General features: G+C 60.1%; 14 protein-coding genes. 8 read left to right on the top strand and 6 right to left on the bottom strand.

The genetic code is table 11. The features are described from left to right. Positions 1-11 precede the first annotated feature (11 nt). Entirely contained in the window at positions 12-1,787 is a 1,776-nt protein-coding gene (locus A9G06_RS04470; RefSeq protein WP_069554408.1) for a M4 family metallopeptidase, read from the bottom strand. A gap of 346 nt (positions 1,788-2,133) precedes the next feature. Between A9G06_RS04470 and A9G06_RS04465 the strand changes: the two genes are divergently transcribed. Both A9G06_RS04465 and rimJ read left to right on the top strand, forming a co-directional pair. Then, the gene (locus A9G06_RS04465) at positions 2,134-2,688 is read left to right on the top strand and encodes a GNAT family protein (protein ID WP_069554407.1); all 555 of its coding nucleotides are present in this window, start codon (positions 2,134-2,136) and stop codon (positions 2,686-2,688) included. Continuing rightward, entirely contained in the window at positions 2,688-3,239 is a 552-nt protein-coding gene (rimJ, locus tag A9G06_RS04460; protein ID WP_069554406.1) for a ribosomal protein S5-alanine N-acetyltransferase, read from the top strand. Before A9G06_RS04465 ends, rimJ begins: the two co-directional genes overlap by 1 nt. A 62-nt stretch (positions 3,240-3,301) precedes the next feature. On the opposite strand, the gene A9G06_RS04455 is transcribed toward rimJ, so the two are convergent. The 3 genes from A9G06_RS04455 to A9G06_RS04445 form a co-directional block, all read right to left on the bottom strand. Beyond that, positions 3,302-3,550, bottom strand: coding sequence for a hypothetical protein (locus A9G06_RS04455; RefSeq protein WP_005340533.1), 249 nt, complete (start codon positions 3,548-3,550; stop codon positions 3,302-3,304). Positions 3,551-3,859: 309 nt separating this feature from the next. Continuing rightward, the gene (locus A9G06_RS04450) at positions 3,860-4,909 is read right to left on the bottom strand and encodes an oxidoreductase (RefSeq protein WP_069554405.1); all 1,050 of its coding nucleotides are present in this window, start codon (positions 4,907-4,909) and stop codon (positions 3,860-3,862) included. A gap of 134 nt (positions 4,910-5,043) precedes the next feature. Next, entirely contained in the window at positions 5,044-6,207 is a 1,164-nt protein-coding gene (locus A9G06_RS04445; protein WP_069554404.1) for a multidrug effflux MFS transporter, read from the bottom strand. Positions 6,208-6,445: 238 nt separating this feature from the next. Here A9G06_RS04445 and rdgB point away from each other — a divergent pair, with 238 nt between their 5' ends. Continuing rightward, positions 6,446-7,042 carry an RdgB/HAM1 family non-canonical purine NTP pyrophosphatase gene (rdgB, locus tag A9G06_RS04440; protein WP_069554403.1) on the top strand — a complete coding sequence of 199 codons (597 nt, stop codon included), beginning with the start codon at positions 6,446-6,448 and terminating at the stop codon, positions 7,040-7,042. 90 nt (positions 7,043-7,132) lie between these two features. Beyond that, complete coding sequence (gene hemW / locus A9G06_RS04435; protein WP_069554402.1) at positions 7,133-8,278, top strand: radical SAM family heme chaperone HemW; 1,146 nt, start codon at positions 7,133-7,135, stop codon at positions 8,276-8,278. 104 nt (positions 8,279-8,382) lie between these two features. Here hemW and A9G06_RS04430 read toward each other — a convergent pair whose 3' ends face one another. Then, a complete protein-coding gene (locus A9G06_RS04430) occupies positions 8,383-8,622 on the bottom strand; it encodes an alternative ribosome-rescue factor A (protein WP_069554401.1) in 240 nt (79 codons plus the stop codon). A 213-nt stretch (positions 8,623-8,835) separates the two neighbouring features. Beyond that, entirely contained in the window at positions 8,836-9,291 is a 456-nt protein-coding gene (gene zntR, locus A9G06_RS04425; protein WP_005341244.1) for a Zn(2+)-responsive transcriptional regulator, read from the bottom strand. A gap of 415 nt (positions 9,292-9,706) precedes the next feature. Between zntR and purH the strand changes: the two genes are divergently transcribed. The 4 genes from purH (at position 9,707) to A9G06_RS04405 (ending at position 13,887) form a co-directional block, all read left to right on the top strand. Further along, complete coding sequence (gene purH, locus A9G06_RS04420) at positions 9,707-11,299, top strand: bifunctional phosphoribosylaminoimidazolecarboxamide formyltransferase/IMP cyclohydrolase (protein WP_069554400.1); 1,593 nt, start codon at positions 9,707-9,709, stop codon at positions 11,297-11,299. Between the two features lie 114 nt (positions 11,300-11,413). Next, a complete protein-coding gene (gene purD / locus A9G06_RS04415) occupies positions 11,414-12,700 on the top strand; it encodes a phosphoribosylamine--glycine ligase (RefSeq protein ID WP_069554399.1) in 1,287 nt (428 codons plus the stop codon). A gap of 277 nt (positions 12,701-12,977) precedes the next feature. Continuing rightward, the gene (locus tag A9G06_RS04410) at positions 12,978-13,352 is read left to right on the top strand and encodes a cytochrome b562 (protein WP_005349056.1); all 375 of its coding nucleotides are present in this window, start codon (positions 12,978-12,980) and stop codon (positions 13,350-13,352) included. Beyond that, positions 13,333-13,887 (top strand): cytochrome b/b6 domain-containing protein, encoded by a 555-nt coding sequence (locus A9G06_RS04405; protein ID WP_005358118.1) that lies wholly within the window; start codon positions 13,333-13,335, stop codon positions 13,885-13,887. The genes A9G06_RS04410 and A9G06_RS04405 overlap by 20 nt, the downstream gene beginning before the upstream one ends. The last annotated feature ends 8 nt before the right edge of the window (positions 13,888-13,895 follow it).

Genomic DNA, 13,895 nt, shown 5'->3' with positions numbered 1-13,895 from the left:
CATCGGGTGGATCAGTAGCTGGCCTTGAGGGTCACGCCACTGAACGCGGAAAACCCTGACAGCTGCACATGCCAGGTACCCGCCTTGGGATTGGTGAAGGAGCAGCTTTCGTTGTTACCGCCCTTGTAGGGACGGCAGTCATAACTGCTGCTGGTGGGGGCACTGCCAAAGCGGACGTAGAGGTCGGCATCACCGGTACCGCCGCTGCTGCTGATCTGCAGCGACCTGGTGCCCGCCGGTACGTTCAGGGTGTAGTTGAGCTTGCCCCCCTTGCTGGCGGCGAGGTTGCTCACCGGCACGCCGTTTTGCAGCACGTTGTCGCTTGGTGGCGGCGTGGTGCCGCAGCTGGCATCGACCCCGACGGTCTGGAAGGCCCGTGCCACATCCGCCTGACTGTAACCCAGATCGGCGGTCGCCCGGCTGACGCCGCAGGCCCCTTGCTGGTAGTTGGTGTTGGCGCCCCAGTAGAGGCGGTTGGCCAGCAAGAACACTTCAAATGCCTTGCGGGTGTTCCAGCCGCTGCTGGTGGCGAGCAGGTAGAAGGCGCGGTTATAGACCCCGGAGCTGTGGTGTACATCCATCCCTTCCTGATAATCCGCCGCATGGCCGATGGATCTGCCATCTCGGGTCGGATCCTCGAAGTAGCGCAGGGAGCCGTTGCCCTTGAAGATCTGGGCGCCGACCAGCCAGTCGTTGCTCCCTTTCATGTAGAACTCGGCCGCTTCCCCCGCCATATCGGAGAAGGCCTCGTTGATGCCGCCGGATTGTCCTGAATAGATCAGCCCGGAGTTCTGCTCGGTAAAGCCGTGGCTCACCTCGTGGGCCGCCACATCGAGGCTCACCAGCGGGTGGAAGGTGGTAGCGCCGTCACCGAAGGTCATCTGGCTGCCATCCCAGAAGGCGTTCTCGTAATTCTTGCTGTAGTGAACCCGCATCTTCAGTTTGAAGGTGAGGGGCGCCGTGTTGTACCAGTTGCGGTACATGTCGAACACCACGTTGCCGAAGTAGTGGGCGTCGTTGAGGGGCGAGTAGGCGCCGTTGATCTCCTTGACCCGGTTCTCCGGACAGGTGAACTGGTGGATGGCGCCGCCAGAGGTGGCGTGGTTGAGGTTGATGGTATCGACGTTGGGGCTGGTCATCCGGCAGTTGTCATCCACGATGAGCGGACCAAAGTCGGTGCCGTAGAAATATTTGCCGGTCTTGATGTTGCCCCCCGGGCCGGTGGCGTCCTTGTGGTTGATCCCCTCCCAGCGTTTGAGCTCCTCACCGCTCTGGGCATCAAGTATGACGAAGGGGCGGCTTGGCTTGTCACCTTCGGCGATGAAGGAGACCTGATAAACCAGCCGGGCCAGCCCGTTCTCATCCTGCATCACGTAGAGTTTGACCTGCTCGTTGCTCCCCTTGCTGCCCGCCTTGGCCTTGCTGGCGGCATCCTGTGGCGAGAGGGTGGCGACCGGACTTGCCACATCCTGATCGATCTGGCGCAGCATGCGCCCGCTGGCCTGTTGCAGCTGGCCGTTCAGGCTCTTGTCAGCCACCACCACCTGACCCATTACCGGGATGCCGTTCCAGACCTGCTCGTAGCGGATCCGCTGCTGGCCGTTGGGCAGCTTGACCACCCGCACCTGACGAAACTCGCCATCTTCCAGCTGCAAGGTACCACTCGCGGCACTGAGGCCTGTCATGGCCCGGATGCCGTTTGCCGTTACGTTGATCTCTACCTCTTGCGCCGCCAGTGCGGCACTTCCCCAGCAGGCCAGCGCAACGGCCAGATAAATTTTATTCATCTCTTCTTTCCTTAAATCGATGAGGTTGATAAACCGACCGAAGGTCGGGCGTTTTGAAGCTAGTGCCGGTGGGGAAAAGTGCCCCCTGTCAAAAGTGACAGCGCAGCACAAAGGGGTAGCAGGATCTGCCAAAGTGCCGTTTGTGGGCATTCGTCGGCGCCATGTGGAGAGCATTATCCGGTTTCAGACACCCACCCTCCTCTTTTGAGGGAGGAGAGATCGTGCGCTGTCACCCTCTGCGAAGCCTGCCGGAGGAGGGCCGTAAAAGTGGCTGGCGCGGCCAGTGGCGATTGGCTACATTGGGTGCTGGTTCGCGATTTGATCACTGATTTGAAAGGAGAATCCCATGTTTTCATGGCAGTTGGACGACGAGCTTGCGCTGCTCTTCTTGCAGCCCGATATGGCGAGCGAACTGTTTGCCCTCTGCAATGACAACCGGGAGTACCTCTCCCAGTGGCTACCCTGGCCGCCACTGATCCAGCGCCCCGTTGACAGCGCCCTCTTCATTCGCAGTGCCATCGAGAAGTTCGCCCGGGGTGAGGGGCTCACCACTGCCATCGAGTATCAGGGGGAGGTGGTGGGGGTTATAGGTTACAACAGCATCGATCATGACCTTGGCAAGGTGGTCATCGGTTACTGGCTGGCGGAGCGCTGGCAGGGTAACGGTATCATCACCCGGGCCTGTCAGGCCCTGATCCACCACGCCTTCGAGGAGATGGGGATGGAGAAGGTGGAGATCAGCGCCGCCACCGATAACGAGCCCAGCAGAGCCGTCTGTGAGCGGCTCGGGATGCAGCTGGAGGGGGTGACCCGGCGCGCAGAGCGTCTGGGCAACCGGATTGTGGACCATACCCACTACAGCTTGCTGCGCGATGAGTGGTTAAGGCAGAGGGAGTCCTGATGTCGCTGCCACATATCAAGACGGCCCGCACCCACCTGACCATACTGTCGCCGGATCAGGCCCCCATGATGCTCGACTTCTACCGGCGCAACCGCGACCACCTTACCCCGTGGGAGCCGCTGCGCGACGAGCACTTCTACACCCTCTCTTACTGGCATGCCCGGCTGCAGGACAGCTACAGCCAGTTCTTCAACGGCACCGGCGTCAATCTGGTGGCCCTCGATCCGGCTGGCGAGCGGGTGATCGCCACCTGCAACTTCAGCAATATCCTGATGGGGGTCTTCAAGGCGTGTCATCTGGGCTATGCCATCGACCAGCAGCATCAGGGGCAGGGGGTGATGGGAGAGGTGCTGTCAGCCGCCATCGACTACCTGTTTCGGGAGCACGATCTGCATCGCATCATGGCTTGCTATATGCCTGCCAATCAGCGCAGTGGCGCCCTGCTGGAGCGGCTTGGCTTCGAGCGGGAGGGATTCGCGCGGGCGTATCTGATGATCAATGGCCGCTGGGAGGATCACATCCTCACCTCGCTGATTAATCCGGCCCCCTGAACGACAGATAAAAAAACGGGCCCGAAGTTGCCTTCGGACCCGTCTTCGAATGAGGTGCAGGCTTAGTTGGCCTTGGCATCGCTCACTGCAGCTTCAACCTTGGTAGCGGCTTCGGTAGCAGCTTTTTCTACGGTTGCAGTCGCTTCGGAGGTGGCCTTCTCTACGGTAGAGGTGGCTTCGCTAGCGGCTTTTTCTACAGTGGCAGCAACTTCGGCGGCCGGAGCAGCAGCAGGAGCGGCAGCTTTTTCTTCTTTCTGACCGCAAGCAGTCAACATCAGACCCAGGATACCGGCTACCAGTACTTTGTTCATGTGCATTCCCTCAAAAAAAGATGGAGAGATGGTCTGTGCAACCATCACAGCGCCCACCGTTGCCCGGTATTGAAACAAGAAGCCGGGAGGCAGCAGGCGGGCGCAATATAGCCCCATTAGTTACCGATGAAAACGGATATCACAATGACATTTTTTCGTGCCGTGGATAAAAAGCTCCACTGCAACGACTGATATCAATACAAGATGCCGTTAAATGGCACTAATTGCACAATAAAACACCACATTGCTGCCATCTTGTGGCGGTTTAACAAGGTCAAGGTTGGTCAATAGCGGCCGATGACCCGCACCTTAGTCAGACAGCTTCTGACAGGGCAGCCGTTTTCCCTCAAGGTGGCTCTGACGGGCCAGATCCAGCAGCGCCATCACCGCCAGCGCTTCACTTGCTGGCACCGGGTTGCTCCCTTCGTCCTTGATGGCGGCGCAGACACCGCGATAGTAGGCGCCATAATCCCCCGCCTCACCCACCACGCTCTGCTGCTGCAACTGACCATCGACAATGCGGCTGAGCTGACCGGGTTCACTATCCACGCCCCAATCCGCCGCCGGTGGCCGCAAGCCCTGCTTGAGCTGATCTTCCTGCACATCCATACCGAATTTCACGAATGAGCCCTGGCTGCCGTGAATGACAAAGCGCGGCATGGTGGCTGAAACCAGACAGCTGCCATGCAGAATAACCCGCAGAGCACCGTAACCCAGCACCACATGGAAGTAGTCGTCCGCCAGTGCGCCGGGGCGTTGCTCGGCCAGATCGGCCTGCAGCCAGTCCGGCTGGCCGAACAGCTGCAGCGCCTGATCCAGTACATGGGGGCCGAGATCGAACCAGAGGCCGGAACCCGGGCCACCCGCTTCGCGCCAGCGCTGGCGCACTTCGGGGCGATAGCGATCGAAGTGGGATTCGAACTGGGCGATCTGCCCCAGCGTCCCTTCGGCAATCAAACGGCGCACGGTAAGGAAATCCCCGTCCCAACGACGGTTGTGGAAGATACTGAGCAGCCGCTGCTGCTTTTCGGCCAGTTCGACCAGTGCTTTCGCTTCGGCCAGATCCAGTGCAAAGGGCTTGTCGATCACCACATGTTTGCCTGCCAGCAGCGCCTGGCGGGCGAGGGGGGCGTGGGTGTCGTTGGGGGTGGCGATCACCACCAGATCGACGGTCTCATCGCTTAGCACCTCCTCCAGTGAACCGACCCGGCAGCCGGGTAGATCGGCCTGCACCTTGGCGGCATCGCGGCTCACTACCCAACTGAGGGACAAGCCCGGTGTGGTGGAGAGGAAGGGGGCGTGGAAGGTCTTGCCTGCAAAGCCATAGCCCACCAGGGCTGCGTTGAGAGTGTGGCTCATCGGGAGTTCTCCGCTGACATCGAGTGAGTGGGGTTGCCATCGCAGGCAATCTGCCGGATGGCCATTCGTTGTAAAGGCGATACAAACGAGAAGGGGGCCGATGGCCCCCGAATGTGCCCATCAGAGCACAGGATTTATTGCAAACACAAGCGGCGACCGCGGCGGGTCATCAGCATCACCAGAGGCGGCAGCAGTAGCCACATATGCAGTGCCAGCTGGCTGAGCGGGTCGTGAATCAGGGCGCCGGTCAGACCAACCAGGGCGCCGGATCCACTCATCTGGAACAGGCCGAGCAGGGCGGCGGCGGTACCGGCGCAGTGGCCGAACGGTGCCAGCGCCATCCCGGCGGCAGCGCCCAGGATCATGGCAAAGCCGATGCTGGAGAGGAATACCGGCCCCATCATCGCCAGCGGATGCTCGATGTGCATGGCCAGAGTCAGGCTGATGGCGGAGAGCATCAACACCAGCAGGCCGATGCGCAGGGTGCGTCTTGGCCCTACCTTGGCGATAAAGCGCGGCGCCATGAAGCAGGCCAGAATGTTGAGCGCGGCGTTGGCGGTAAACCAGTAGCTAAAGCCGCTCATGTCCAGCCCCAGTTTCACCATCAGCTGCACCGGTGCGGCGGTGACATAAGCGAGGATCACCGCCATCGCCAGCATGCACAGGGACGCGTTGAACAGGAAGCTGGGGGAGCGCAGCACTGGGCTGTAGCGAGACCAGCTGATGAGGGCCCCTTCGCTGCGGGTCTCCTCCGGGCGGGTCTCCGGCATCCGCCACATCAGCCAGCTGCCGACGATGAGCGCATAACCGGCCATAAACCAGAAGTTGGCAGACCAGCCCGCCTTGGCGGTGAGCCAGCCACCGAGCAGGGGGGCCAGCGCAGGAATAAAGCAGATGGCGCCATTGAGATAGGAGATCATCTGGCCGCTCTTTTTCGGGCCGTAGCTGTCACGCACCACCGAGAAGGCGGCGACCGAGGTGGCGCAGGCGCCAAAGCCCTGCAGCACCCGGGCCAGCATCAATTCGCCGAGGCTGGCGGCAAAACCGGCCCCCAGCGCGCTCAGGCCATAGAGCAGCACGCCGCCCAGCGCGATGGGCTTGCGACCGTAGCGATCGGCCAGCGGGCCAACAAGCAGTTGCCCCAGCCCCATGCTGAACAGGAACCAGGTGATGGTGCCCTGCATCAGAGTTACTTCGGCGCCCAGCTGCTCGGCCATCTGCGGAATGGCGGGCAGGTAGATGTCGATAGCCAGCGGACTGAACAGCACCAGTAGTACGAGTAAAAGTATCAATGGCATCTGTCACCTCTTTAGTCAGCCAGGTTAATGAATTGGGGCGCGAGTCTACTGACTCACAGTAATGAATAGAAATGGTATTTAATCACTTTGGTTATTCCATTATGGAAACATGTATTAAAAAGCTGGTTATTCGATGGCTTCCAATCACCCGCAACCCCATCACAGCGGGTGTAATTGACGCTTTTACTAAACGCTTGCGCCGCATAGAATGCGCAGATTATTTTTGCGGAGGTGCTCGATGAACAAGCTTGTCCTGGCAACAGGTAACCAGAAAAAGGTGAAGGAATTGGCCGCCATGCTGGCCGATATGAAGATCCAGGTGATCCCACAGAGCGAGTTTGCAGTCTCCGATGCCGATGAGACCGGCACCACCTTCGTCGAGAATGCCATCATCAAGGCCCGCCACGCCGCCCGTATTACCGGTCTGCCCGCCGTGGCCGATGACTCCGGTCTGGAAGTCGATCTGCTGCAAGGGCGCCCCGGCGTCTACTCCGCCCGCTTTGCCGGTGTGGATGCCGGTGACAAGGCCAACATCGAGAAGCTGCTCGGTGAGCTGCAAGGTGCCCCCGAGTACCTCAAGAGCGCCCGCTTCTGGTGTGTGCTGGTCTATATGCGCCACGCTGACGATCCCACTCCCATCATCTGTCAGGCGAGCTGGGAAGGGATGATCATCGACGAGCCGCGCGGTCAGCACGGTTTCGGCTATGACCCCGTCTTCTTCGTGCCGGATCACGACTGTACCGCCGCCCAGATGCCCGCCGAGCTGAAAAACCAGCTGAGCCATCGCGGTCAGGCGCTGGCCAAGCTCAAAGCGGCGCTGGCTGCGGCGCACTGAGCCACTTCGCCACCTTGTTGGTTACACACGGTCAATTACACATAGTCATCTACAATGGGGGCCTTGAGCCCCCGTTTTATTGGAAGCCCCATGCTGCAACTGCCGCCGCTCTCTCTCTATATTCATGTGCCCTGGTGTGTCCAGAAGTGCCCTTACTGTGACTTCAACTCCCATGCCCAGAAGGGGGAGTTGCCTCACCTCGAATATGTCGCCGCTCTGCTGGAGGATCTGGATCAGGATCTGAAGTGGGCGCAGGGGCGGCCGCTCTCCTCCATCTTTATCGGCGGCGGCACCCCCAGCCTGTTGACGGTGGAGGCGATGCAAGCCTTGCTGGATGGGGTACGGGCCCGTATTCCGCTCACTGCGGATTGCGAGATCACCATGGAGGCGAACCCGGGCACGGTGGAGGCGGACAAGTTCGCCGGTTTCCAGCGCGCCGGCATCAACCGCATCTCCATCGGGGTGCAGAGCTTCCAGCAGGAGAAGCTGACCCGCCTCGGCCGCATTCACGGCCCGGAAGAGGCGCGCAAGGCCGCCGCACTGGCCCACGCCATCAAGTTGCCTACCTTCAATCTGGATCTGATGCACGGTCTGCCGGATCAGAGTCTGGACGATGCCCTTTACGACCTGCAGCAGGCGATCGACTGCGCCCCGCCGCACCTCTCCTGGTATCAGCTCACCATAGAGCCGAACACAGCATTTGCCTCCAAACCGCCCAAACTGCCGGAAGATGACACCCTGTGGGACATCTACGAGCAGGGCCACGCCATGCTCACAGCCAGCGGTTATCGCCAGTACGAGATCTCGGCTTACGCCAAAGAGGGCTACCAGTGCCATCACAACCTAAACTACTGGCGCTTTGGTGACTATCTGGGGATCGGCTGTGGTGCTCACGGCAAGGTGACTGATCTCGCGAACCAACAGATCCTGCGCACCGCCAAGGTGAAGCATCCGAAAGGGTATCTGGACAAGAGTCGCCCCTATCTGGACGAGCAGTGGCAGGTGACGGCAGACGATCTGCCGCTCGAATACTTTATGAACCGCTTCCGCCTGTTTGAACCTGCTCCCAAGGCGGAGTTCGAGGCCTATACCGGCCTGCCGCTGGAGCGGGTAGAGACGGTGCTCACCATCGCCCAAAGCCAGGAGCTTATCGAGGATTTGGGGGATAGCTGGCAGCTCACTTCTCTCGGCCATCGCTATCTGAACGTATTGCTCGAACTGTTTATGGATGAGTGAGCGGCCTGTTAAGGCTGTGAGTTGGCGTTGCCAAATCGCTTCTTCTGTCAAAACAATCAGGGCGCCATTGGCGCCCTGATTGTTTGTGGTCGGTAGAAACCCGCTCAGCAGCAGACGCGGATCATCTGCTGTTGGCCGGGCTCCCACCGTTTGCCGAATTTGGCCTTGCGCTGGTAACTCCCCTTGCCCTTCTTGTTGCGCTCGACCCGGCTGCGAAACAGCGGATCGGAGAGCAGGGCGTGCAGATGGTTATCCTTTATCTCGCCGCGCTGATGGGCATAGTTGCCCTCTTGCGCATTTTCCTCACGGGGGAGGGCGGGTTGGTCGACCCGAATTTTGGCCATGATGGCTCCTCTTCTTTTCTCTTGGTGTGTTGACTCTGTGTCTGGATGGCTGTTTTCGCTGCGGGCGCCTGTTCAGGCTAGCGCCCGGCAACCGGATGCACTGGCACCGGTTAAAAACGCGGCGATTTTGTCACCAAATCGCCGCCGGAGCAATGCGTCGGCGGCGCCGAGTCAGTCACACTGAGCTAGGCACGCTCAGTCAGGAATGCCATGTCAACCATGAACCGGGTCATGCTGGTCGTGGCTGTGATGCTCGTGATGGGCCGGGGCGCCAGATTCCAGCGTCTCGAGGATGGCGCAGTGCTCCGCCGAGCGGGGGCCGCCGCAGCAGATATTGGAGAGCTCGCGCAGATTGTCGCGAAAGCGGGTCAGTTCGATGATCTTCTGCTCCACCTGGGCCAGCTTGGTGTCGGCCACTGCTTTCACCTCCTGACAGGTGACTTTGGCCTTGTTGGTATCGAGGTCGAGCAACTCGCCAATATCGGCCAGCGAGAATCCCACCGACTTGGCGCGAATGATGAACTCCAGCCGCCGCTTGTCCTGTTCGCTGTAGAGGCGGTAGCCGGATTCGTTGCGGATCCCCGGTGAGATAAGCCCGTTCTTCTCGTAAAAACGCAGGGTATCTGCCTTGACCCCGCACGCCTTGGCCAGTTCACCGATCCGATACATGCTCTCTCTCCCCTTGAATGTATGCCGCCACAAAAACCGGAATCCACTATCACCCCTTTGCCCATGGATTGCCAGCCAAGGGCATAAAAGGGGCAGATAAACATCTCCTGGCGACCCTTTTTCCCATAAAACACTGAAAGTGCAAACGTTTCGAGGAAATCAAGTGGAAAACGTTTAACGCCGCGCCAAATAAGGCTTTGCTGTTTCAAAAAATCCACCACAGGTCACATTTTTTGTGTAGAATACGCGCCCATAACAGAGCGCCGCACCAAGCGGGCATTTCCTAAAACGCTTTTGCCGGATGTCGGGGCGAGAGTGGTTTGCGAAATCCCCCACTTCCATTTATTTGGGGACTCTCTGTGTTGAGCCTCGCCTCCCATGGAACGGTCCCCGTTATGTTGAGGACGATAGTGTGATGGAACAAGCTCGACCCATTCGCCGTGCACTGCTGAGTGTGTCTGACAAAACTGGCATTCTGGAATTTGCCAAGGCACTCAACGAGCGTGGTGTTGCCCTGCTCTCCACGGGCGGTACCGCCAAGCTGCTTGGCGAGGCGGGTCTGCCGGTGACCGAGGTCTCCGACTACACGGGTTTCCCTGAAATGATGGATGGCCGGGTCAAGACCCTGCATCCCAAGGTTCATGGCGGCATCCTCGGCCGTCGGGATCAGGATGACGCCATCATGGCCCAGCACGCTATCTCCCCCATCGACATGGTTGTCGTCAACCTCTATCCCTTTGCTGCCACCGTCGCCAAAGCAGGCTGCACTCTGGCCGATGCGGTCGAGAACATCGACATCGGCGGTCCGACCATGGTGCGTTCTGCCGCCAAAAACCATAAAGATGTCGCTATCGTCGTCAAAGCTGCCGACTATGATCGGGTTATTCACGAGATGGATGCCAACGGCAACAGCCTGAAACTGGCGACCCGTTTCGATCTTGCCATCGCAGCTTTCGAGCACACCGCCGCCTACGATGGCATGATCGCCAACTACTTCGGCACCATGGTTCCTTCCTACGGTGACAACAAGGAGGGTGACGAGGAGTCCCGTTTCCCGCGCACCTTCAACAGCCAGTTCATCAAGAAGCAGGACATGCGTTACGGCGAAAACAGCCATCAGGCTGCCGCCTTCTACGCCGAAGAGCATGCCGCTCCGGGTTCTGTCTCCAGCGCTATCCAGCTGCAGGGCAAGGCGCTCTCCTACAACAACATCGCCGATACCGATGCGGCGCTGGAGTGTGTGAAGGAGTTCGACGAGCCGGCCTGCGTCATCGTCAAGCATGCCAACCCCTGCGGTGTGGCCATCGGTAGCGACCTGCTGAGTGCCTACGATCGCGCTTACCAGACCGACCCCACCTCTGCTTTCGGCGGCATCATCGCCTTCAACCGTGAGCTGGATGGCGCCACTGCCGCTGCCATCGTTGCCCGCCAGTTTGTCGAAGTGATCATCGCCCCGACCGTCAGCCAGGAGGCCCGCGATGCGGTCGCCGCCAAGCAGAACGTGCGTCTGCTCGAATGCGGTCAGTGGACGGCTCCGGCGCAAGGGTTTGACCTCAAGCGCGTCAACGGCGGCCTGCTGGTGCAGGAGCGGGATCTCGGCATGGTGACGCTGGGGGACCTGACCGTGGTCAGCAAGCGTCAGCCGACCGAGGCCGAGCTGCAGGATCTGCTGTTCTGCTGGAAAGTGGCCAAGTTCGTCAAATCCAACGCCATCGTCTACGCCAAAGATGGCCAGACCATCGGCGTCGGCGCAGGCCAGATGAGCCGTGTTTATTCGGCCAAAATCGCCGGTATCAAGGCGGCAGATGAAGGACTGACCGTGGCGGGCTCCGTGATGGCCTCCGATGCCTTCTTCCCGTTCCGCGACGGTATCGATGCTGCCGCTCAGGCCGGTATCTCCTGCGTGATCCAGCCAGGTGGCTCGATGCGCGATCAGGAAGTGATCGATGCCGCCGACGAGCACGGTATGTGCATGGTCTTCACCAACATGCGCCATTTCCGTCATTGATGGGTCAGGGGCTGCCGATGGCGGCCCTTTTGTTGTCTCTTTTCAACTGACTATTTCCACTGACTGACGGCCCGGGTGGCCGTCCAGTGACCACAAATAGAAGCGAGCGATACGATGAAAGTACTGATCATTGGCAACGGTGGCCGTGAACACGCCCTGGCCTGGAAGGCCAAACACTCCCCGCTGGTGCGTCACGTTTTTGTTGCGCCGGGCAACGCAGGCACCCAGCTTGAGCCGGGTGTCGAGAACGTCGCCATCGAGGCGACCGATATCGAAGGGTTGCTGGCCTTTGCCAAAGAGAAGCAGGTCGGCCTCACCATCGTCGGGCCGGAAGCGCCGCTGGTGAAAGGGGTGGTGGATGCCTTCCGTGCTGCCGGTCAGCCCATCTTTGGCCCGACCGCTGCCGCTGCCCAGCTGGAAGGCTCCAAGGCTTTCACCAAGGATTTCCTGGCCCGTCACGCCATTCCGACCGCCGAGTACCAGAACTTCACCGAAGTGGAGCGTGCGCTCGCCTACTTGCGTGAGAAAGGTGCCCCCATCGTCATCAAGGCCGATGGTCTGGCGGCGGGCAAGGGGGTGATTGTCGCCATGACCTTGCAGGAAGCGGAAGACGCGGTGCGCGACATGCTCTCCGGCAATGCCTTTGGCGAAGCGGGCTCCCGGGTGGTGATCGAGGAGTTTCTGGAGGGTGAAGAGGCGAGCTTCATCGTCATGGTCGATGGCGAGCACGTGCTGCCGATGGCCACCAGTCAGGATCACAAGCGGGTTGGCGACGGTGATACCGGCCTCAACACCGGCGGTATGGGGGCTTACTCCCCGGCGCCGGTAGTGACCGCCGAGGTACATCGACGCGTGATGGAGCAGGTGATCATGCCGACCGTGCGTGGTATGGCGGCCGAAGGCAATGTCTACACAGGTTTCCTCTACGCCGGTCTGATGATCGACGGCGCAGGCAATCCCAAGGTGATCGAGTTCAACTGCCGTTTCGGCGATCCCGAGACCCAGCCCATCATGCTGCGGATGCAGTCCGATCTGGTGGAGCTCTGTCTGGCCGCTTGCGCAGGCAAGCTGGATCAGAAAGAGGCCATCTATGATCCCCGCGCCGCTATCGGCGTGGTGTTGGCGGCGGGAGGCTATCCTGGCGATTACAGCACCAACCACCCCATCAGCGGCTTACCGGTGGATGAAGTGGCGGGTGAGAAGGTGTTCCATGCCGGTACCCGCCTGGAGGGCGATACCAGCCTGACCGCTGGCGGCCGCGTGTTGTGCGCCACCGCCCTCGGCCACACAGTGGCAGAAGCCCAGCAGCGTGCCTATCAGCTCGCTGGCCGCATCAAGTGGGATGGCGTCTTCTACCGCAAGGATATCGGCTGGCGCGCCATTGCTCGCGAACAGGAGTAACTGACGCACGCAAATGGCCAGCTGATTCAGACCCCGCTACGGCGGGGTTTTTTGTCGCTGTTTACCGCTTTCAACCATCCTCATGATGCGCGTCACCAGCGTTCAATCAGTTACCAAGCGCAAACAAGCACGGTATATCTGTCACTATTTGCCACAAAAAACAGCATTTTTCACAAACGTTTCACCATGAGTCATGGCATCATGCTGGTGATGAATTCTTGTTTGGATTCATAAGCACCCCTAACAATTCGAGCATGTCGTTATATAAGGAAATCCCATGTTGAAAACCGTCCGCCCCCTGCTGCTGCCCCTGATGTTTGGCCTGATGACCCTGCCTGCCGTGGCGGGTGATCTGGAACAGCCGATGAAGAAGATTGGCTTCAACTACAAGCAGGCCGTCAAGGCTGATGATGCAGCCACCATGGAGAAGCACATCAACGAGATGAAGGCCCAGCTGGATGTGGCCAAGCAGAAGAACATGCCGGCCGCCAAGAAAGAGAAATTCCTTGAAGGGATGAACGAGGTACAGACCGAGCTGGACGCCAGCCTGGCCGCACTCAAGGCGGGTGATGAGGCCAAGGCGCGCGAACATCTGGCCAAGGTCAACGACCTGAAGAAGGAGTACCACAAATATGCCAAGCAAAAAGGGTGAGCCCTTTCGCTGGGATCCGCTGGTTCGCCTGACCCATTGGGGCTTGGCGGCGGTCTGCATCGGCAACCTCTGGGTTAACGAAGCGGGGGAGGAGTGGCACGAGTGGCTGGGTTACGGCGCTATTGGGCTGGTCTCCTTGCGTCTGCTCTGGGGGCTCACTTTCGCCCGTGGCTACGCTCGCCTTGGCGCCCTCATCCCCAGCGGTGAGGATTTTCGCCAGCAAGCGCGCGAGATGCGTGAGCGGCAGCCTCCGGCACCGGGTCATCACGGCAGCGGCAAGCTGGCCGTGTGGGCGCTTTGGCTGGTCGTGCTGGCCACCGCTGGCAGCGGCTGGTTTCAAAATACCGAGACGGGATTTGAACTGGGGGCTGACGAGTGGCATGAGTGGTGCGTGGTGGCGCTGCAGGGGTTGATTGGTCTGCATCTGCTGGCCATTGTTTTCACCTCCTGGCGTCAGCGCAGCAATCTGGTTACCCGGATGCTGCCCGCCGGGCGTCGCTCATCCATCCAGAGCGGCAGCAACGAGCAAACCTGAGGCTCAGC

The sequence above is a fragment of the Aeromonas sp. DNP9 genome, assembly GCF_001728955.1.
Taxonomy (GTDB): Bacteria; Pseudomonadota; Gammaproteobacteria; order Enterobacterales; family Aeromonadaceae; genus Aeromonas; species Aeromonas veronii.
Note: the sequence above shows the minus strand (reverse complement) of the source record. Positions and strands in the feature narration are given on the sequence as shown.

Excerpts from the sequence above, each read along its gene's own strand:
- A9G06_RS04430 (WP_069554401.1), bottom strand. The coding sequence starts at position 8,622 with ATGGCCAAAATTCGGGTCGACCAACCCGCCCTCCCCCGTGAGGAAAAT.
- rdgB (WP_069554403.1), top strand. The coding sequence starts at position 6,446 with ATGAACAAGCTTGTCCTGGCAACAGGTAACCAGAAAAAGGTGAAGGAA.
- purH (WP_069554400.1), top strand. The coding sequence starts at position 9,707 with ATGGAACAAGCTCGACCCATTCGCCGTGCACTGCTGAGTGTGTCTGAC.
- A9G06_RS04410 (WP_005349056.1), top strand. The coding sequence starts at position 12,978 with ATGTTGAAAACCGTCCGCCCCCTGCTGCTGCCCCTGATGTTTGGCCTG.
- purD (WP_069554399.1), top strand. The coding sequence starts at position 11,414 with ATGAAAGTACTGATCATTGGCAACGGTGGCCGTGAACACGCCCTGGCC.
- A9G06_RS04450 (WP_069554405.1), bottom strand. The coding sequence starts at position 4,909 with ATGAGCCACACTCTCAACGCAGCCCTGGTGGGCTATGGCTTTGCAGGC.
- hemW (WP_069554402.1), top strand. The coding sequence starts at position 7,133 with ATGCTGCAACTGCCGCCGCTCTCTCTCTATATTCATGTGCCCTGGTGT.
- zntR (WP_005341244.1), bottom strand. The coding sequence starts at position 9,291 with ATGTATCGGATCGGTGAACTGGCCAAGGCGTGCGGGGTCAAGGCAGAT.
- rimJ (WP_069554406.1), top strand. The coding sequence starts at position 2,688 with ATGTCGCTGCCACATATCAAGACGGCCCGCACCCACCTGACCATACTG.
- A9G06_RS04405 (WP_005358118.1), top strand. The coding sequence starts at position 13,333 with ATGCCAAGCAAAAAGGGTGAGCCCTTTCGCTGGGATCCGCTGGTTCGC.
- A9G06_RS04470 (WP_069554408.1), bottom strand. The coding sequence starts at position 1,787 with ATGAATAAAATTTATCTGGCCGTTGCGCTGGCCTGCTGGGGAAGTGCC.
- A9G06_RS04455 (WP_005340533.1), bottom strand. The coding sequence starts at position 3,550 with ATGAACAAAGTACTGGTAGCCGGTATCCTGGGTCTGATGTTGACTGCT.
- A9G06_RS04445 (WP_069554404.1), bottom strand. The coding sequence starts at position 6,207 with ATGCCATTGATACTTTTACTCGTACTACTGGTGCTGTTCAGTCCGCTG.
- A9G06_RS04465 (WP_069554407.1), top strand. The coding sequence starts at position 2,134 with ATGTTTTCATGGCAGTTGGACGACGAGCTTGCGCTGCTCTTCTTGCAG.